The following is an 18,674-nucleotide window of genomic DNA, read 5'->3' as shown; positions in this document are numbered from 1 at the left end:
CCTCCACGGGCACGAAGGACATGGCCGTGCGCGCTCCCTCCTTCCCTTCACGCCTGCGCGTCCAGAAGCGCAGCCTCTCGCGCGGCAACCCGTGCTTGCGCATGAAGGCCGACTGCGTGCCTCCTTCCTCCTCCCACGCTCGCACCACCTGCGCTGCTACCTCCAGGGTCCACCTCGGCCGCCGTGCTGCTTCCAACCACGCTGGCTCCGCCTTCGTCGTCGCTGTGTTCGTCGTCATCGCGCCGCGCACTCTGCGGCTCCTCGAGCACCAGCTCTACCTGGGCTGGATCGGACGCTTACGCCGCCGCGCCCTACTCGGGATCCAACGCCCATGTGCCTTCCTCCCAGTGCTTCAGGGTCATGACCGCACCAATCGCCGCCATCCCGTCCCCGCTAGCGGCTGCCTCTAGAACTGCCTTTGCTTCCGCTGTCCGGTAGCGTAGCAGAAACGCAGCAGCCTTGACTCGTACATCCGGGCGAGGGTGCTGTAGCAGGACGGCGAGCGCGTCACGTCCGGCATTACCCTCCGAGCGCAGTTTCTTGAGCGCAGATGTGTAACGGTTTGCGTGCTTGTTTCCGGTCTTGGCATCCCCTCTCTTTACCGCCTCTGTCTGTGCGGCCACATTCTCCGCAAATTCCTCTACAAGTCTATTCAGATCCTTCACCACTCCCCACTCCTGATCTTTTTGATGACAAGCAAGCCAAACGAGCGCTGCGCCTCGTAGCTTTGCGTTCTGATCCACTCTCGCACTGTCAGGCCATACGAACTGGTGACATCGAAGTTCTTCGAGGAGTAAAACGCACTCACTCTGGTATGCAGGTCCTTCTCGAGCGGAATCACGTTTTCGGTATTGTGAATGGCCTCGGCGCCGAAGCGCTTGATATTGAATTTGTGCTTCTCGACAAGGTGATGCCACTCCAGGCCCTCGCCAGCTTTGCCCATCTGACGTTTAAAGGCTCTGAACGAGCTGAAGGCACGATGCCCACCGGCGAGAATTCTGCCGCCTTTCGTGTTCTCCTCGGGCTTGAGTGCAGAACGCCCGCCGCCTCCGTTCCGGGCAGTCATGGACGCAGCGTTGACCGGCAGGACAACGCGGATCGTGCCCTCGTTCACGGAAAAAATGACTCGCTCGGTGCCGGTTGCTGTATCCATCAGGCGAAGCCCGGTGTTTGCCTCGACCGTGCGCGAGGCTTGCCCGAAGCCCGGCAGCTTTGGCCCTTTCGACATGAGCGCCGCCGTTTCGCCTATCGCCGCCGTCGCCACCATGACGAGAATTCGCACGCTATTGGGGCCGATGACATGGCCGAACCGCTCGCCTATCTCGCGCAGCTCCGCAAAATTAGAAGCTTGCGGCGCATCTTCGTAAAGCTGCGCATAGGCACGCAGCAGATCGAAGAATTCCCATCCGAGATAGCCCCACATGAGCACGGAAAATGCGAGCGCAACACCTTTCGTGACGGGCTCGGGTGCAAGCAAAAGCGACATGTATACTGTAATGGTGAAGCTGAGAGTAGCCAGCACCCGCGTAGGGTTGAGCATGGCCCGCACTTCCGCGTCCACTCCCTCCAGGGCAGGACCCACCGCCAGGGCAAGGGCAATGCTGCGCTTATCGTCAGCTTGTAGGCGGGGCCCGTCATCAAACAAAGTCAGACAGTCGCCAGGAGTACCGCGCCGCTCGCAAAATCGCCCATAGGACTGCGCAACGTCTGATTGCCACGCTTCGCCACTCAAAGGCGCAGACGCTAGCACCAGCTTCCGGCCTACGTACAGCGGGAGGCATGCGGTGGACACCCGCAGCGGGACTTGGAGCCAAAATTTTGCCAGAGCGGCCGTAAGCTCGGAGTCACTGACCCGCACCGGCTGAAAGTCCGTGGGCAGGTTGGAAAAGATGGCTTCGCTGTCGCCTGTGTCTTCTTCGTCCAGCCCTCCGCCCGAAGGGGCCCCCGTGGCGCACGCTGTAACCCACATCAACGCCGCCAGGGCCAGTGCCCCCACGCGCAAGGGCCGCCGTGTGTCCACGGGGCGAGTGTCGACGGCATGCCTGGACATTTACGCACCTCTCGGGGCAAGCCGCCCGAGTTGGAAGCCAAACCCGCCGATGACAGAAAACGGCTGCTAGCCAGGTCAAGCCGTCGGGTCTGGTGAAGTGCCCGAACCCCATGCGAGAGGAGGGCGCGGCTCGGAGCGGCGGGTCACTTCTAGTGAAGGCGGCGGGAATCGAAGCCGCCGAGGGGGACGTCCCCGTTCAGCGGGTGGGGGGCGCGGCCGCCGGTTTCTTCTGGAGTGCGTCTCGCAGGGGGACGACCTTCGTCTGGGAGAGGTCCACGGACGTGAGGAACTCGGTGTCCGAGGAGCGCTTGCGCAGCTCCGCCAGATGAGTCCGCAGCCGGCTCTGGCGCTTGTCCTTGCGTGGGTGCTCGGTGGACAGCCCCTTGTCCGGCAGCTTCGACAGGAAGGCCACGTATTCCTCGGGCGCGTAGCCGGCGGCCGCCATCAGCTCCACGGCCTCGGTGTCGGCGGCGTACTCGTCCTCCTCGCCGAAGCCCTTCTCGCTCAGGCGCGCGACGACCCCGTGGGTGATGGCCTGGATCGCCTTCTGGCTCAACGCGTTGAAGTCGAAGTCCGCCTGGGTGGCGAGCTGGTTGAAGAGGCCGCGCAGCTCGGCGGAGGGAAGCATCTGCCCGAGTCCGCCCACCGCGCGGCCGATCTCCTGCACCTTGTCCTCTCCGAACTGCTTCAAGGGCTTCGAGCGCTCGTTGGCCACGCCCTCCTCGCACTGCTCCACGAGGTAGCGCTGGTACTCCCGCATCGCGTGCTTGCCGGTGATGTGGGCAATCTCATGCGCCAGCACGCCCGCGAGCTGGGCCTCGTTGTCCAACTGCGCGAGCAGGCCCTCGGACACGAAGACGTAGCCGCCGGGCCCGCTCACCGCGTTGACGCCGTCGGACTGGAGCACGCCGAACGTCCAGGGCAGACCCGGCCGGCTGGACTGGGCCGCGAGGTTCTTGCCAATCTTGTTGAGCTGCACGTGCAGCGCCCTGGCACCCGGCCGGCGCGTGAGCCCGCCTCCCCGGCTCACCCAGTCGACGCTCACCGCGCCGCCAAAGGCGTTCTCCTCCTCGTAGGTGATGGCGCGGGCCTTCAGCGCGTCGCAGTCCTTCCGCATCGCGGTGGCGCGGAGCTCCGCCTCCTCGGACTGTCTCGCGAGCTGCCCCAGTTCGCCGTTGGACTGGCTCGCCACCTGGCGCAGGGCGGCGCAGCCCGGAAGGCCGCCGAGCAGCAGGCACGCCACGAGGGTCGTCACCTGTCGCCGTGCCATCACTTCCCTCCCTTCTTCCTGGCGGGGGAACGTCCCGCCACCTGGGGACGGCCCACCACCTCGGGCAGCCCTCCCGCGCGCGCGTACTCGGCCACCTGGGCCGTGTCGATGGAGGCGGCGAGCGACTCGAGCTCGATGAGTTGCTGGACGCTCTCGGGCCGGCTCAGCGTCTTGCCATACGCGATGGCTCCGGGCCCCAGCGCCTTGACGGCCGCTCCCGAGGAGGCGAATGCCTCGGGGGACAGCGGCTTGTCCGGGCTCTTGCTGGTGACCTCCAGCGACGGCGGCGAGACGGAGAGGTTGGCCTGGTAGACGAAGCCCTGGACGGGGCCCTTCTTGTCCACCGGCACCGTCACCTTGTACCAGGGCGTCTTGCCCTCGCGGCTGTCGTACGTCACCGCCTTGCCGGGTTGCAGCACCACGAGCGTGTCCGCGGTGGGGCTGCTCGAGGCCTTCAGGTGGGTGTTCTTCGCCTTGATGTACAGCGTGCCCCCGGGCTTCACGGCCAGGGCGGTGCCCGGGACGGCCAGGCACACCAGCGCGAGCAGGGGAGGAAGTTTCTCGAGGCTCACGGTCACTTCTCCAGGCTCACCACCCCATCGAAGGGGAGGGATGGGGGATTCAACGCATAACGCTCGCACCGCGCAAGCAGGGCCCGGCTGGGTCCATCCTCCGGGTCCGCCGCGAGCGCTTCCTTCAGCACGTGGCTCGCCTCCTGGAAGCGGGCCTCCCGGTAGAGCGCGAGCGCCTGGTGGTAGCGCTCCACGGTGGCGCGCTTCGCCGCGGGCAGCTCACCGGCGCGCGCCAGCAGCTCGTACACCGTCACCGCCTCCTGCTTGCCCGCCACCCGCACCCGGTCCAGCTCCCGCGCCTCGATGTGCTCGCGCGCCATCGCGTAGGTGAGCGGGCCGATCATGATGGTGGTGTCGTAGGCCTTGTTGGCGCCCTCCAGCCGGGCGGCCAGGTTCATCCCGTCCCCGATGGCGGTGTAGTCCAGCAGGTGCTCGCTGCCGAAGTTGCCCACGAACATCTCCGCCGAGTTGAGGCCGATGCGGGTGTAGACGTCCGGCAGGCCCTCCTTCTGGAACTCGGCGCGCAGGGCGTCCACCTCGGCGCGCACGGCGAGCGCCGCATGGCAGGCCCGCACCGCGTGGCCGGGGATGGTGAGCGGGGCGCCGAAGAGGCACACCACCGCGTCGCCGATGTACTTGTCCAGGCAGGCCCCGTGCGCCATCAACACCTCGCTGACCCGGGTGAGGTAGCGGTTGAGCAGGGCCCCCAGCGCCTTCGGGTCATCCTTGAAGCGCTCGCTGAAGGAGGAGAAGCCGCGGATGTCGGAGAAGAAGGCGGTGATCTCCCGCGTCTCGCCCTCCAGCGAGGGCAGCTTCTGCTGCTCCACGAGTTGATCCACCAGCGTCTTGTCCAGGAAGCGGTTGAAGGACAGGCGGAGCCGCTCGCGCTCGCGGTTGGCGAACATGTGGTTGAAGGCCACCGCGGACAGCGCGGCGAGCTCCCCCGCGTAGACGGGCATGGCGTTGAGCAGGTGCACCCGGCCGTGCTCGAGGAACAGGCCGGTGACGAGGAAGAAGCCGAAGAAGAGCAGCAGCGGCCAGGCGAGCTCCAGCAGGGGCACGCGCACCAGGGAGATGAGGGCCCCGGAGACGAGCGCCACGAGGAAGGTGAGCAGCAGGGAGGCCGGGTAGGGCGCCTGGGTGATGAAGCCTCCGGACAGGAGGGACTCCAGCATCACCGCGTGCTTGACGAGGCCGGGCGCATCGCTCTGGAAGGGGGTGGGCTTCACGTCGCTGGTGCCCACCGAGAGCCCGCCCACCAGCACCACCTTGCCGCGGAAGGTGCCCTCGGGGATGACGGGCACGTAGGGCGTGCCCTCGCGCTGGTGCTGCTGGCGGCGGGCCCAGTCCTCCAGCACCGCGTAGACACTCAGCGCCTCGAAGCGCTCCGTCCACCTGCCGCCGAAGTCCAGCTCGGCGCTGCCGTCCGCGTTGATGGGCAGCTCGCGGGAGCCGATCCGCAGCCTGCCCGGCGTCAGTTCGACTCGCTCCGCGCCCAGGATGTCCGCCACCGCGGCCAGGGACAGCGTGGCGTAGGTGTTGGCTCCGTCCGAGTAGGCGAAGCGGGTGCGGCGCAGGCGCCCGTCCTCGTCCTCCTCCTGCAGGACGAGCCCGAAGCCCGGTGTGGCGCGCACCAGGCCGGGCAGGGGCGTCACCGGGTGGCGCATGAGCCGGGAGCCCGTGTCGCCCGGCTTCTGCTCCAGCGAGGGCAGCGCCAGGCCGGGGTGGTGCACGGGGAAGGCGAGCGCCCGGGCCACCTCCTCCGGCTTCAGGGGCGCAGGGCCCTCCGCCCCGGCGAGCTCGACGAAGTCCTCTTCCCCGGCCTCCGCGGCGGCCGGGCGGACGTCCGGCGCGGGCGGCGTGGGCCGGTGGGGCAGCCGGTTGACGGGCTCCACCCGGGGCAGGGCGGGCTGGCCCGCGTTGATGCTGAAGCCGAGCGTGAGGGGAATGCCGCGCTCCTCCAGCACCTGCGCGAGGGCCAGGTCATTGCTCTCGTCGGTGCCCCGCTCGTCCATCACACCGTCGAAGACGATGGCCCGGGCGCCCTCGTCCACGAGGTGCTCGAAGACGCGCGCCCACAGGTTGCGCGAGTACGGGTAGACGCCGTAGTTGCGGACGTACGACTCGTTGTCCCGGATGCCCTGCAGCGTCGTGTCGTCGATGCCGACGATGACCACGTCCCTGGAGCGCGGATGGCCCCGGGTGAAGAAGGTGAGGCCCTGGTCGTAGGCGCCGCGCTCGGCCTCGCTCATCCGCAGCAGATCGTACCTCTGGCAGAGCGCGGCGAAGGCGGTGGAGAGCACCGCCGCCAGCAGGATGAACTTCCAGCCATGGCGCAGCCGCAGGGCGTAGACGTGGAGGAAGGGCTTCACGGACGGGCTCGGAGGCGTCGGTGCGTCATCTGGCCCGCATGTTACAGAAGTAACGCCGTTTCCGCGCGTGATGTCCCGGCTCGCCGCGTCCGGAGCGGGAGCCGCGCGCCATGGCCCGCTTCATCTCCGCTATGCTCGCGGTGGCGGTTGCCTCGACGCCCCGTGACGCGGCCCGCGCACGTTCCACTCGCAGGACCAGGAGAACACACCATGAAGCACCTTCAACTCGTGATGGCCGCGGGACTCGCGCTGGGGAGCGCGGCCTGCGGTGACTCGAGCCTCGCGCCGGACGAGGGGCTCCAGCCACGCGTGAGCGTACGCGGTCTGAGCAACACGGTCCTTCCGCGCGGGCTGACGGAGGAGGAGCTGCTGCGCACGGAGACGGACCCGGCGCAGGGCGCGGCGCAGGCGTATGCGTGGCAGTGCAACCCGGGGCTGTACGGCTTCACCTCCGCGCCCTCGGGCGTGCGTTTCCCCGGCGAATATGCGTCCACCACGGGCCTTCTCATCGGCTGGCCGCAGTATGGCTGTGACGTCACCGAGCTGTCGGACCTCATCCGCACCGCGCTGGGCCGCACCCAGGTGACGGTGGTGGTGTCCACCGAGCACCAGCAGGGGGCGCGGACGTGCCTGCGGCACCGGGGGGTGAGCGACGTGCAACTGGCCCAGGTGGAGTGGGTGAACGCGCCGGTGGACAGCATCTGGATGCGCGACTACGGCCCCGAGGTGGTGACGGGGGTGGACGGCTCGCGGCAGCTCATCGACATGTCCTACTACCCGCAGCTCTCCGGCACCTGCAACAACCTGGCGGGCCGCACCAGCGACGACGCGGTGCCCACGCGCCTGGCGGAGGCCTGGGGCTCGCCCGTGCACCGCGCGAAGGTGCGCCTGGAGGGCGGCAACCTCCAGACGGATGGCGCCGGCACCTGCTTCCGCGCCCAACGCAATGCCAACGCGCGCAACTGCTTCTCCGGCTGGTGCTACACCGAGGAGGAGCTGAACGAGGTCATCGGCGGCTTCCACGGCTGCCGCGTCCACGCCATGGAGTCGCTGGTGGGCGGCGTCATCGACCACATCGACATGTGGATGACCGTGCTCTCCAGGAAGACCATCCTCGTGGGCCGCTACGACGTGACGGATGACCCGGAGAACGCGGCCATCCTGGACCGCAACGCGCAGCGGCTGAGCGGCCTGGGCTACCGGGTGGTGCGCGTGCCCATGCCCAAGCCCTACTGCAAGCAGCTCAACGCCACCTGCACGGGCCAGGAGAATCTCATCGGGCCGTGCGATGGCACCAGCGAGCGCGTATGGGCCACGTACATGAACTCCATCCGCCTGGGCAACGCGTTGGCCGTGCCCGTCTTCCGCTGGGTGCCCGGCTCGCACAAGGCCATCATCGCCGCGCAGGAGGCCGAGGCCTTCGCCATCTACCAGCGCGAGCTGGACCGCGAGTTCGGCCGGGGCGCCGTCCAGGTGGTGCCCATCCCGTCGGACGGCATCATCCCCTGCCAGGGCTCGCTGCACTGCGTGACGATGACGTACCGCTAAGGGTGGGAGTTTTTCCGGAAATTCCTTGATTTCTGTTCCGGCTTCATTTGAAGTCGGAGCGCCCCCGGAGGGCTTGCCTCGCTGCGGCTCTCACGAGCGGGTGGGTGAGCGCTCGCACCCAGCAACAAGGAGCCATTGCAATGCAAGGACGAATCCATTCCCGCGGGCCGAGAGGCCGCGGGCTCGGAGTGGCGCTCGTGGCACTCGGTGTGGCGGCCGCCCTCGGCGCGTGCTCGGAGGGGTCTCCCACCGAGCTGCCTTCGCTGGCGGAGAACGCACAGGCCATCAAGAACGGGCTCCCCTGGGATCCATGGACGCAGACCACGCAGACCTGGACGCGCAACGTGGTCCGGCTGGGGGGGTGCACCGGCACGCTGCTCAACCGCGAGTGGGTGCTCACCGCCGCCCACTGCTTCTCCAACGGCGCCAGCACGGAGCCCTCGACCATCACCGCCAGGCTCACCCTCGCCGATGGCAGCGTGGCAAGCTCGCCGGGCGTCGAGCTCCTCTTCCACCCTCGGGTCCCCGACGGCGTGGACGTCGCGCTCGTGCGCCTCGCGAATCCGATCGACCCCGGCGTCGGCTCGCTGCCCATCTACTCCGGCACCACCGCTTCGCTGATTGGAAAGACTGTCTTCTGTGCGGGCTATGGCGCCATCGACACCGGCTGGGCCTGCTCCGACAGCAGCCAGTGTCTGTCGGGTCAGTTCTGCAAGTGGGGCGTGTGCATGACGTCGAACGACGGGACGCTGCGCACGGCGAACTTCACCATCATCGGGGATACGGACGACCCGGTCATCTGGTACCAGTTCCAGGTTCCGAACATGCTCGGCCAGCTGGAGCTGCCCGGGGACTCGGGCTCGAGCTGCTGGGATGGGACGGGCCTCACCGGCGTCATGAAGGCTGGCAACCCGACGAACTACAACCGCCAGACCAGCGCCCAGGCCTTCATCGACTGGGTCAACAGCGTTGCAACCCCGGCCGTGCTCAAGCAGGTCAACAAGCCGGGGGCCGCGTGCCAGGCGGCCCAGGGGGGCCAGGCGACCTACTCGGGTGACGGCGAGGCCTTCAATGGAGGCAGTGGCACCCTGAAGCTCCTGTGCCCCATCCCACGCCCGGGTGAGGCCGGGTTCGCGGACGTGGTGGATGTCCCGCGGCTGTTCGTGTTCGATCGCCACCCGAGCCAGGACGTGTGCTGCCACCTCCAGTCGAAGAACCCCGACGGCCAGCTCATCACCACCACGCAGGTCTGCTCGAGCGGCGCGAGCTCTGCCTACCAGTCGTTGAGCCTGCCGTCCGTCTACGACGGCACGACCTGGAGCCAGTTCAACCTGGTCTGCTCCGTCCCGGGGAGCGCCACCCTCGGCCTCTCCGGCATCCAGGGGTATCGGTCGCGCCTGTCGAAACGCTGAGCCCCCTCACGAATTTCGGAACCGAGCCATCAAGCGTCAACCCAAAGAATCGGACAAATGAGGAATCAATCCATGTACAGCCAGCTCCACCGCCCCCTGAAGAGACTGCTCCTGCTCACCGGACTGCTCGCCGCTGGCGCCTCCCTGGGGGACTCGACCACCAACGCCCCCGGCTCGGCCTGTGTCGCCACGGGCAGCGCGAACCTCACCGTGCGCGACGACGGCGAGGCCGAGAATCGCACGGCGGCCGTGGTGACCGCCATCTGCCCGGCCGAGCGCCCGGTGGTCACCGGGACGACGACCCTCCTCAGCGGCCGCGTCTTCGTCGTGGATCAGAGCACCACGGGGAGCGTGTGCTGCCGCGTGGCCTCCAAGAACCCGGGCGGCACGAAGATCACCGGCGCGTGGCAGTGCTCGACGGGCAGCAGCAGCAGCTACCAGATCCTCGACCTGGCGCAGCTCACCGACACCTACACGTTCAGCTCGTTCTACATTGAATGCCAGTTGCCGGCGCTCAGCGGTGGCCTGGCCTCGAGGCTCCAGATGTACCGGGCGGTTCAGCAGTAGCGCCCCCGCGGGGGGCGCCGGAGGCCAGGCAGCCGCTCCGCTTTCGAGCCGCGGCGGCGCGGCGCGGCTCCCCTTCAATGTCTCGTGGATGCGGCGGGAATCGACCCCGCCGCCGGAGGCTTCTCAGAGATACCCGCGCGCCTTCAGGTTCTTCTCGATGCGCGCGTGCACGTCGCCCACGTTCAGCTCCAGCGGCGTGCCGGTAATCTGCGCGTAGGCCGCGAGGTACTTCTCCGCGAGCGACACGCGCACGTCATCCGGAATCGCCGGCGGCGTGCCATGGCCCTGGAAGCCCCGCTCGCGGATGAGCCACTGGCGGATGTTCTCCTTGTCCAGCATCCGCTGGTCCTCGCCCTGGGCGAAGCGCGCCTCGTACTCGTCCGCCACCCAGTAGCGGCTCGAGTCCGGCGTGTGGATTTCGTCGATGACGTACAGCTCATCGCCCACCTTGCCGAACTCGTACTTCGTATCCACGAGGATCAGCCCGCGCGTGCGCGCCCACTTCTGGCCCTCGAGGAACAGCCCCTTTGCCGCCTCGGTGATGCGCGCCCAGTCGCGCGCGCTCGCCAGGTTCTTCGCGAGAATCTCCTTCTCGGAGATGGGCTCGTCGTGCTGGCCGTACTGCGCCTTCGTGGACGGCGTGAGGATGGGGGAGGGGAACGCCTCGTCCTTGCGCATCCCGTCCGCGAAGGGCACCCCGTAGGCCGTGTGCGTGCCCTTCTGGTAGTCGCGCCACAGGCTGCCCGTGAGGTAGCCGCGCACCACCACCTCCACCGCGAAGGGCTCGCAGGCGCGCGCCACCGTCACGTTCGCGTCCGGCACGTCCAGCACGTGGTTGGCGACGATGTGCCTGGTGCGCTCGAACCAGAACGTCGCCAGCCGGTTGAGGACCTCGCCCTTGAAGGGGATGGTGGTCAGCACATGGTCGAACGCCGACAACCGGTCCGAGGTGACCAGCACCAGCCGGTCTCCCTGGCGGTACGTGTCACGGACCTTCCCCTGGTAGTGCTGGCCCAGGGTGGGCAGGTTCGTCTGCCGGAGCGTATGCGGAAGCTGCGCGTGGAGTGCGGAGGTGTTCACAGGAGGCGCCTCTGCCCCTCAGCGGGGCGGAAAGGAGGCGCGACTCTACTGGCCCGCGCCCGGCAGGGAAGCGGGACCTTGGGCCGCCGCCATGTACAGGAACGCCGGGTTGATGCGCAGGATGCCGTCCACGTACGCCGCCGCGTACGGCGCGCCCGAGGCCCGGTCCACCTGCACCCCGCCCGAGGGGTTGATCCGCCAGTGCGCCAGCAGCGTCCGGGCCACCAGCTCGGCCGCCTCGCGCTCCGACAGGCCCTGCAGGCCCTCGCGCCGATCCTCCGGCCAGCGCTCGCCCGCCCGGCCATCGAAGCTCAGCTGCAGCGGCGCCCCGGCGTCCGGCGCCAGGAGCAGATCCGTCCGCGCCTCGAAACCCGGGGCCGCCACCAGCTCACCGCGCTGACTGATGGGGAAGAGCACCGGGGCCTGCGCGGCCTGGCCCGCCTCCACCTCGGAGATGCGGGCCACCTCGCGGTACAGCTCCAGGCGGGTGGTGGACGTCTCGAACTCGAGCAGCTCGGGCGGACTGGTGAGTGCCTGTCGTGCGCTCAACGTCGCGCGCACGGGTGCACCCCCGACGCCACAACCGGTCAGGGTTACGAGGGAGAGGAGCAGGCTTGCGACCCAGCGACGCATCACCCGGGAATATACCGATGCGGGTCCGACACGGAAAGCTAAACTCGGATCCATGCTCTCGGTCGTGAACTTGACCGTCGTCCTCCACCAGACGCGATCACCGGACAACCTGGGGGCGGTGGCCCGGGTGATGGCCAATTTCGGCTTCTCCCGGCTCATCCTCTCCGACCCCGCCACCTACGCCTTCCGAGCGGCCGAGCGCCTCGCCGTCAAGAGCGACTCCGTCCTGGACGCCATGGCCGTGGCCCAGAACCTCCCCGAGGCCCTCCAGGACTGCGTGTACGCGGTTGGCACCACTTCTCGCACCCAGATTGAAGGCCGCACGGCGCTCACCCCCGAGGAGGCGGCGGCGCGGCTGGCGGAGCAGAGCCGGCGGGGGAGGGTGGCGCTGGTGATGGGGGGGGAGCAGCGGGGGCTGTCCAACGAGGAGCTGGCCTTCTGCACGGACTTCCTCGTCATCCCCACCAGCGAGGTGCAGCCGTCCATGAACCTGGCGCAGGCGACGGCGGTGCTGCTCTACCTGTGCTCGCGCGAGGGCCGGAAGCCCGCGGAGCAGCCGGTGGCCCCGGAGCAGCAGGGCGCGAAGATGGGGACGGTGCGCGCGCTGGGCGAGCGGATGCGCCAGGTGATGCTGGAGGCGCAGTTCCTCAACCCGCAGGCGCCGGAGCACATCCTCATGGAGCTGGAGCGGAGTCTGTTGCGTGCGGAGCTGACCCAGCGCGAGGCGGAGCTGTGGCTCACGGCCTTCAAGCACGTGGGACGGGCGATGGGCGGGGGCAAGGGCACTCCCGGGAAGGGAGCGCCCTCGCGAGGCCCCGGCCAGGACGGCTAGGCGGCGGCGTCGGCCTTCTTGTACGTCTCGGCGTAGTGCTTCTCGCACAGGCCGGCCTTGGACGTCTTCACGCGGCAGTCCGGCTTGGAGCAGGTGCGGTAACGGGCGTGGGGCAGCTCGCCCTGCCGCCACTTCTTGAAGTGGAAGAAGCAGTAGCTCTTGGCGCGGTAGGGGCGCTTGCAGCCCTCGACGGTGCAGGCCTTCTTGCCACCGGCCTTGGCCACGCGCGGCCACTTCTTCAGGGTCGTCTTCTGTGCTTCAGCCATGGAAATGCTCCTGTGTTGCGATAACGGTGCCTCGCGTCACCATGGGGAGACCCGCGGGGCGTGCAAAGGCGCTGTCTGTAGCTCTGGCCGTACCGGAACGCAAGGAGGCAGGCGGGGTTGCGGGCGCATCCCCCGTTTTCCGGCTAGGGAGAGGGGGCGTCCGGGCGGCCGCTGCCCCCCGTCGCCGGCTGCTCGTCCGGGGGGGGGCCCTTGGAGGCCTGCTGGACCTCGGTGGGGAGCTCCTCGAGCTTCACCCGCAGCTTCAGGGGCCGCTCCCCCCGGCGCACACGGAGGAGCACGCTGTGGCCCACGCCCCGGGCCGCCACCTGCCAGCGCAGCCTGGCGGCGCGCTCCACCTTCCCGGTGTCCAGGCCCTCGATGACGTCTCCCACCTGGAGCCCGGCGCGCGAGGCGGGGCCTCCATCCGTCACCTCGGACACCACCACGCCCCGGGCGTGGGCCAGCCCGTAGGCCTCGAGGGCGTCCGGGGTGCAGTCCAGCACGGACACGCCCATCCACCCGCGGCGCACGCGCCCGTACTTGCGCAGGTGCGGCACCACCGCCTTGGCGATGTCCACCGGGATGGCGAAGCCGATGCCCTGGCCCGCCACGTTGACGGCGTTGGCGATGGCCACCACGTCCCCGTGCACGTCCAGCACCGGCCCGCCCGAGTTGCCCGGGTTGATGGAGGCGTCCACCTGCATGTAGTCGAAGTCCCCGTCGCGGCCGTTGGGCGTCACGTCCGTGCGGCCCTTGGCGCTCACCACGCCCGCCGTCACCGAGTGCGTCAGCCCGAAGGGGTTGCCGATCACCACCACCCAGTCGCCCACGTCCACCCGCGACGCGGAGGCCAGCTTCAGCACCGGCAGCTTGCGGCCCGCGTCGATCTTCAGCAGCGCGAAGTCCGTGCGCTCGTCCTCGCCCAGCAGCTCCGCCGGGTACTCCTCGGGGTAGCCCTGCTCGGAGAGCACCGAGATGGAGATGCTCTCCGCGCCCTCGATCACGTGGGCGCTGGTGAGGATGTAGCCGTCCGGATGGATGATGACGCCCGAGCCGATGCCCTTCTGCTGCTCCCCCTCGGCATGGGTGCCCGGCTGCTCCGTGGTGATGGACACCACCGCGGGCATGGCTGACCGGGCCACCTGGCTCAGCACCGAGCGCTCCTCGCGGACGGAGCGCTGTTGCGCCTCCACCCACAGCCGCTCGTCCTCTCCCCGCCGCGCCCCCCAGGCTGGCGCACCCAGGGTGCCGCACAGCACTGTCGCCAGCGCGACACCCCTCCACCACCGTCCACCCGTCATCGTCCCGCCTCCGACCCCCGCCCGCCTCGCGAGAAGCTAGGGAGGGGGGGGCCGGAGGGGAAGCGGGGCGGCCGGCAAGGGTAGGGAACCCTACTTCTTCTGGGCGATGATGCGGTCGATCGCCGCCCGATCCTCGTTGGTGATGCGCTCGCGCGGCGCCGAGGCCGCTTGCTTCGTCGTCCGGGTGACGGTCTCCCGGGCGTCGTCCAGCGCGTCCTTCAGCTCGCCCTTCACCCGCTCCACCTTCGCCGGCTGCACGTGGCGCTTCCACTCCCGCTGCACGTACTCCATCGGCGGCCGTCCATCGATCTCACCGATCGCCAGGAAGACCCCGAGTCCCACCGCACAGCCCGTCCATACCAGGAACTTCACGAAGCCCATGGTTCACATCCTCCTACCCCCTCATACACGGGGGCAGGGAGGCCGGCCAGTTTCTGTCAGGAGGTGGGGAAGGGCGCTGACAGCGAGCGGGGGGCCCTCTAATGTGCGCGGCCTTGCAGCCCGAAGAGCTCTTCCAGGCCGCGCAGAAGCGTGCGGCGACGATCTCCCTCCCGCGAGCGCAGGAAGCGCAGGAGCAGTTGCGCGCGCAAGCATTGGCCCTGTTCGCCCGGATTCCGGAGCCACCGGTGTACCACCGGGCGGAGGACCCGGCGCGGAAGGCGGCCGAGGCGCTGGTGCCGGAGTTGGAGAAGGTGCTGGCGATGGCGTTGGCGGTGGCGCGCGAGTCGGGGCACTGGGAGGCCACGGAGCGCATCCTCGCGGCGTTGAAGGCGCATGGCGAGGCGCTGTGCCACACGGTGGACGGGCGGCTGGTGCAGGCGGAGGAGGCGTGGCGGCGGGCCATCGAGCTGGAGCGCCAGGCGCACCCCACGCGGGCGCTCGGGACGAAGGAGTCGGTGGCGGCGCCGGTGTACGACCGGGCGTCGGGGGCCTCGAGGTATGACCCGCGGCAGGAGCCGGTGGCGCAGGTGAAGCTCATCTGCCCCAACACGGGCTGCAAGCGCATCAACGACTTCGGGTTCGTGCCGGGGCCGGGGACGCGGCGCTACGTGTGCCCGGCGTGCGGCACGCCGTTCCTGGCGTACTTCGGCGAGCTGCGCGGGCTGGAGATCGAGCACAAGAGCAGCTCGCGGCGCTACTTCTTCACGGTGGACGAGGTGAGGGGCTCGGGCAGCTCGCGCATCGAGTTCGAGGAGGCGAGCGGCGAGGAGTTCCCGGTGGCGAGGAGGGACCTGCTGGTCTTCCTGTACACCGAGGCGCGTGAGCTGAAGGTGGTGCGCAACCTGACGAACGACCGGCTGATGTGGATTTCACCGGCGGGCTCGTGCTTCGTGGTGACGGCGGCGTTCGGGGAAGGGGCGCCGGAGCTGGTGGCGTTCCGGGAGTTCCGGGACGAGGTGTTGCGGCGCCACGGGCTGGGGCGGGAATTCATCCGGGTGTACTACCGGTATGGGCCGGGGGTGGCGGAGTGGGTGGTGCGGAGGCCGGGGGTGAGGCGGGGAGTGAGGGGGGTGCTGAAGCAGGTGCACCGGGTGTTGAAGACGACGAGGAGCGCAGGCACGTGACGGAGCAGCGGAACGCGGACACCGAGGGGCGGCCGGAGCAGGTGGGCGAGGGGAGCGCGCCAGCACCCGGGCGTCATGGATGGAGCAAGGTGCTGCTGGTGGTGACGGCGCTGCTGGGCCTGGCGGGGCTGGGGTACCTGGGGGTGCAGGAGGCGATGAGGTCGCGGCTGGCGTCGGACGGGACGACGGCGCCGTCGGTGCCGATGCAGACGTACGACGGCAAGAAGCTGTCGCTGGCGGACTTGCGGGGCAAGGTGGTGATGCTGGACTTCTGGGCGACGTGGTGCCCGCCGTGCCAGGCGGAGATGCCGTCGCTCATCAAGCTGGCGAAGGAGTACGAGGCGAAGGGGCTGGTGTTCGTGGCGGCGAGCCGGGACGAGATGCCGGACGCGCCGCTGTTCGTGGAGGAGTTCGTGGTGAGCCGGATGCCGGACCTGGCGCCGTACGTGGTGTACGCGCCGGACGAGATGGCGGCGGCGTTCCAGGTGACGGCGTTGCCGACGCTCTACTTCCTGGACCGGGAGGGCCGGGTGGTGGACGCGCAGCGGGGCGCGCTGTCCGAGGCCGCGCTGCGAGCGCGAATCGAAAGGGCCCTGGGCCAGTAACTCCAATCACCCCCCATTTCCCCTCTCCCCCCGGGAGAGGGACGGGGTGAGGGTATCCGGGCCCCGGGTTGCCCCCGTGAGCCCAACTCAGAACAAGTGGTTGAAGTCCAGGTAGAACCCCGAAGTGCCGTCACTCGGGCTGACGCCGTAGTCGAGCCGGAGGATGAAGTTGTCCTCCCAGGCGATGCGAAGCCCGCCGCCGCCCGCGTAGCGCGGCGTTCCCCCGTCGAGGAAGCGCAGATCGGCCCAGGCCTGTCCGGCGTCGAGGAACGTGACGAGGGTGAAGTCCAGGCGCTGATTCCCCGGAGCCACGGAGAGGAACTTCCAGCGCAGCTCCCCGTTGGCGAGCGCCTTCACCTGGCCCTGGAGGCGGTTCTTGAGGATGCCGCGGGCGGTGTACACGCCGCCGATGCCGCCCCAGCCCTCGCGCCACTCCACTCCGCTGAAGGCGGAGAGGAGGACGAAGGGAACGTCTCCGCCCATGACATCGACGAAGAGGCGCAGGGCGGCCACGAGCCGGTCGTCGAAGACGGGGTGGTAGAAGCGCAGGTTGGCGGTGGCGCCCCAGTACGAGAAGGCGCTGCCCGTCACCCCGGTGGCGCCGCGCAGCGCGAGCTCATGGAACATGCCGCGCACCGGTGCCGGCTCGTTGTCGCGGAGATCCAACAGCAAGCCGGCGGTCACCTCGGCGGTGCGGAAGGAGGCCGGCGCGTCCGAGTCCCCACTCAGCCCGGTGAGCAACCCCGCGCGGGCGTCCTCCACCAGCCGCGAGTCCCTCGCCTGTCCCAGGTCCTTCGCGGTGTAGCGCGTCTGCACCGTGGTGAGCCGGAAGCGATAACCGAGCGCCACCTGCCAGGGGCCACTCAGGGGCCGGCGCACGTTCAGCATCATGCTCGGCAGGGAGCGTTGCTCGAAGGTGTAGTAGCGCAGGCCGCGGAAGTCCGGGTTGCCCGGGCAGGCGTTCGGATCCGACTTCAACGCGTCCCGGTCCGCGCACGCGGCGAAGGCGGGCTCATACCCCGCCGAGCTCCCCAGGCCGTAGTACGGCGAGAACCGGTCGTTGAGCAGGCTGATGTCCGTGGTCAGTCGCCAGGGCGACGACAGGAAACCCGGCGCATCCACGATGAGGCGGTGCATGCCCAGCCCATTCGTCGTCTGGAAGAACTGCGCGATGAAGGCGAGGCGGTAGGGCCGCTGGGTGCCGTCGCCCGAGTCCACCACCATCAACCGCGCGCCATAACCAACCCCCTCGTCGCTGTTGAAGTTGACGAGCGGCAGGCCCTGCACGCCCCAGCCCGTCCGGGGCGCGGGGGAGGGCGCGGGTACGGGAACGGGCTCGGGGCCGGGGGCCGCGAGGGCTTCCTGGGGGGCCTCCTCCGCCCACGCGGGGGTGGCGGCCAGGGCGGTGGAGAGCACCACGGCCCACGTCTTCCGAATCGGATGCATGGAAGGCTCCAGGTACGTCAGGGCCGCAGCAACCAGGCCACGGCGAGTCCGAGATAGGTGCCCACGGCGTAGCCCATGATGCCGGTGGTGAGACCGGAGACCATGAGCTCGCGGTTGCGCAGCGCGCGCGCCACCGGGCCGATGAAGGGGGGGCCGAAGATGGTGGCGGTGGAGGTGATGAGGGCGGTGTCCGCGTCGATGCGGAAGAGGGCGGCGAGGGCGAAGTGCAGCCCCACGGCGAGCACCACCACGGCGGCGCAGAAGACGAAGACGAAGAGGCCCGTGTCGCGCATGCGGCTGGCGTCCGCGAGCGTGCCGACGGCCACGCAGAAGACGAGCAGCGCGTAGTCCCCCATGGCATAGCTGCCGGGCAGCTCGCGCACGGCGGGGACGAAGGACGCGGCCAGGCTCAGCGAGGTGATGAGCAGCAGCACCACCGGAGCCTCCATGCCGCCGAACGCCAGGAGCGTTCCGCCCACGGACATGCCCACGATGAGCGCGGCGAGGAGGAAGGCCAGGGCCATGCCGCGCGCCTGGCTCCAGGTGAAGCGCCCGGCCCCTTCCGCCTCCTGCGGGTCGCCGTCATCCCAGCCGGTGGCATTCGGGAAGCGCGGCAGGAAGAGCAGGGCGAGCCGCTGGGCCACCGTCACCAGGAAGAGGAGGTAGGCGGCGCCGACGACGATGTCCGCGGTGTTGAGGAGGATGAGGGTCTCATCGCTGACGCGGAGTGCCAGGCCGATGGCGTTCATGTTGGCGGTGCCACCGGTGTAGACGCCCACCAGCATGCCGGACATCTTCCACCACTCGTCCGAGCGGTCCGACAAGGCGAAGCCCACGACGGCGGCGCTCACCATGGCGGACAGGCACGCGAGGCAGAAGGACACCAGCGTGGGCCGCGCGAGCCGCATCCACCGGGGCACGTTCGTGGTGAAGAGGAGCAGGGGGATGGCCAGCGGGACGGCGGCCTCGCTGACGGAGAGACTCAGCCGCTCCTGCAGCCCCAACTCCGGGAGGTTGCCGAGGAGGATGCCGAAGGCGTAGCAGACGACCACGGGGCCCACCCAGGCCACGGGCTTGATGTGTCGCGCGGCGAGCAGGGAGAGCCCGGGGAAGCCCACGAGCGCGAGCACCTGGAAGAGCCCCACGGTGGTCATG

19 protein-coding genes are annotated in these 18,674 nt (G+C 69.3%); 6 read left to right on the top strand and 13 right to left on the bottom strand.

Translation table 11 applies throughout. The annotated features are described in order from the left end of the window. From tnpA to VFZ09_RS30585, 6 genes are all read right to left on the bottom strand, one after another. Positions 1-238: IS66 family insertion sequence element accessory protein TnpA (gene tnpA, locus VFZ09_RS30610; protein WP_329731241.1), on the bottom strand; the 238-nt coding region annotated here is incomplete at its 3' end. Between the two features lie 73 nt (positions 239-311). Then, positions 312-668 (bottom strand): DUF2019 domain-containing protein, encoded by a 357-nt coding sequence (locus VFZ09_RS30605; protein WP_329731240.1) that lies wholly within the window; start codon positions 666-668, stop codon positions 312-314. Beyond that, a complete protein-coding gene (locus tag VFZ09_RS30600) occupies positions 662-2,050 on the bottom strand; it encodes a hypothetical protein (protein WP_329731239.1) in 1,389 nt (462 codons plus the stop codon). The genes VFZ09_RS30605 and VFZ09_RS30600 overlap by 7 nt, the downstream gene beginning before the upstream one ends. Positions 2,051-2,246: 196 nt before the next feature. Then, positions 2,247-3,320, bottom strand: coding sequence for a M48 family metalloprotease (locus tag VFZ09_RS30595; RefSeq protein WP_329731238.1), 1,074 nt, complete (start codon positions 3,318-3,320; stop codon positions 2,247-2,249). Beyond that, a complete protein-coding gene (locus VFZ09_RS30590; RefSeq protein WP_329731237.1) occupies positions 3,320-3,892 on the bottom strand; it encodes an SH3 domain-containing protein in 573 nt (190 codons plus the stop codon). Before VFZ09_RS30590 ends, VFZ09_RS30595 begins: the two co-directional genes overlap by 1 nt. A 2-nt stretch (positions 3,893-3,894) precedes the next feature. After that, a complete protein-coding gene (locus VFZ09_RS30585) occupies positions 3,895-6,264 on the bottom strand; it encodes an adenylate/guanylate cyclase domain-containing protein (protein ID WP_329731236.1) in 2,370 nt (789 codons plus the stop codon). A gap of 210 nt (positions 6,265-6,474) precedes the next feature. On the opposite strand from VFZ09_RS30585, the gene VFZ09_RS30580 reads away from it, so the two are divergent. From VFZ09_RS30580 to VFZ09_RS30570, 3 genes are all read left to right on the top strand, one after another. After that, the gene (locus tag VFZ09_RS30580; protein ID WP_329731235.1) at positions 6,475-7,812 is read left to right on the top strand and encodes an agmatine deiminase family protein; all 1,338 of its coding nucleotides are present in this window, start codon (positions 6,475-6,477) and stop codon (positions 7,810-7,812) included. A gap of 197 nt (positions 7,813-8,009) precedes the next feature. Next, positions 8,010-9,224, top strand: a complete 1,215-nt coding sequence (locus VFZ09_RS30575; RefSeq protein ID WP_329731234.1) for a trypsin-like serine protease — start codon at positions 8,010-8,012, stop codon at positions 9,222-9,224. 72 nt (positions 9,225-9,296) lie between these two features. After that, a complete protein-coding gene (locus tag VFZ09_RS30570) occupies positions 9,297-9,791 on the top strand; it encodes a hypothetical protein (protein ID WP_329731233.1) in 495 nt (164 codons plus the stop codon). Between the two features lie 123 nt (positions 9,792-9,914). Here VFZ09_RS30570 and VFZ09_RS30565 read toward each other — a convergent pair whose 3' ends face one another. Both VFZ09_RS30565 and VFZ09_RS30560 read right to left on the bottom strand, forming a co-directional pair. Beyond that, a complete protein-coding gene (locus VFZ09_RS30565; RefSeq protein WP_329731232.1) occupies positions 9,915-10,871 on the bottom strand; it encodes a phosphoribosylaminoimidazolesuccinocarboxamide synthase in 957 nt (318 codons plus the stop codon). A gap of 45 nt (positions 10,872-10,916) precedes the next feature. Beyond that, entirely contained in the window at positions 10,917-11,432 is a 516-nt protein-coding gene (locus VFZ09_RS30560) for a hypothetical protein (protein WP_329731231.1), read from the bottom strand. Between the two features lie 136 nt (positions 11,433-11,568). Between VFZ09_RS30560 and VFZ09_RS30555 the strand changes: the two genes are divergently transcribed. Then, on the top strand, positions 11,569-12,336 hold the full coding sequence (locus VFZ09_RS30555; RefSeq protein WP_414640765.1) for an RNA methyltransferase: 768 nt from the start codon (positions 11,569-11,571) through the stop codon (positions 12,334-12,336). On the opposite strand, the gene VFZ09_RS30550 is transcribed toward VFZ09_RS30555, so the two are convergent. From VFZ09_RS30550 to VFZ09_RS30540, 3 genes are all read right to left on the bottom strand, one after another. Further along, complete coding sequence (locus VFZ09_RS30550) at positions 12,333-12,602, bottom strand: vegetative protein (protein ID WP_329731230.1); 270 nt, start codon at positions 12,600-12,602, stop codon at positions 12,333-12,335. The genes VFZ09_RS30555 and VFZ09_RS30550 overlap by 4 nt on opposite strands. Before the next feature lie 143 nt (positions 12,603-12,745). Further along, a complete protein-coding gene (locus VFZ09_RS30545; RefSeq protein WP_329731229.1) occupies positions 12,746-13,903 on the bottom strand; it encodes a S1C family serine protease in 1,158 nt (385 codons plus the stop codon). 90 nt (positions 13,904-13,993) lie between these two features. After that, complete coding sequence (locus VFZ09_RS30540) at positions 13,994-14,284, bottom strand: hypothetical protein (protein ID WP_329731228.1); 291 nt, start codon at positions 14,282-14,284, stop codon at positions 13,994-13,996. A gap of 113 nt (positions 14,285-14,397) precedes the next feature. Between VFZ09_RS30540 and VFZ09_RS30535 the strand changes: the two genes are divergently transcribed. Continuing rightward, complete coding sequence (locus tag VFZ09_RS30535; RefSeq protein WP_329731227.1) at positions 14,398-15,468, top strand: CFI-box-CTERM domain-containing protein; 1,071 nt, start codon at positions 14,398-14,400, stop codon at positions 15,466-15,468. After that, positions 15,465-16,073: a TlpA disulfide reductase family protein gene (locus VFZ09_RS30530; protein ID WP_329731226.1), complete on the top strand. Its 609-nt coding sequence runs from the start codon at positions 15,465-15,467 to the stop codon at positions 16,071-16,073. Before VFZ09_RS30535 ends, VFZ09_RS30530 begins: the two co-directional genes overlap by 4 nt. Positions 16,074-16,160: 87 nt before the next feature. Here the strand turns inward: VFZ09_RS30530 and omp85 are convergent, their stop codons facing one another. Both omp85 and VFZ09_RS30520 read right to left on the bottom strand, forming a co-directional pair. Beyond that, positions 16,161-17,519, bottom strand: coding sequence for an Omp85 family outer membrane protein (omp85, locus tag VFZ09_RS30525; protein WP_329731225.1), 1,359 nt, complete (start codon positions 17,517-17,519; stop codon positions 16,161-16,163). A 17-nt stretch (positions 17,520-17,536) separates the two neighbouring features. Beyond that, complete coding sequence (locus VFZ09_RS30520; protein ID WP_329731224.1) at positions 17,537-18,673, bottom strand: DUF819 family protein; 1,137 nt, start codon at positions 18,671-18,673, stop codon at positions 17,537-17,539. Position 18,674: the final 1 nt, after the last annotated feature.

Origin of the sequence: Archangium sp., assembly GCF_036277355.1 — a bacterium.
Classification (GTDB): domain Bacteria; phylum Myxococcota; class Myxococcia; order Myxococcales; family Myxococcaceae; genus Archangium.
The sequence above is the reverse complement of the archived record's forward strand: the minus strand, read 5'-3'. Positions and strand labels throughout refer to the sequence as shown.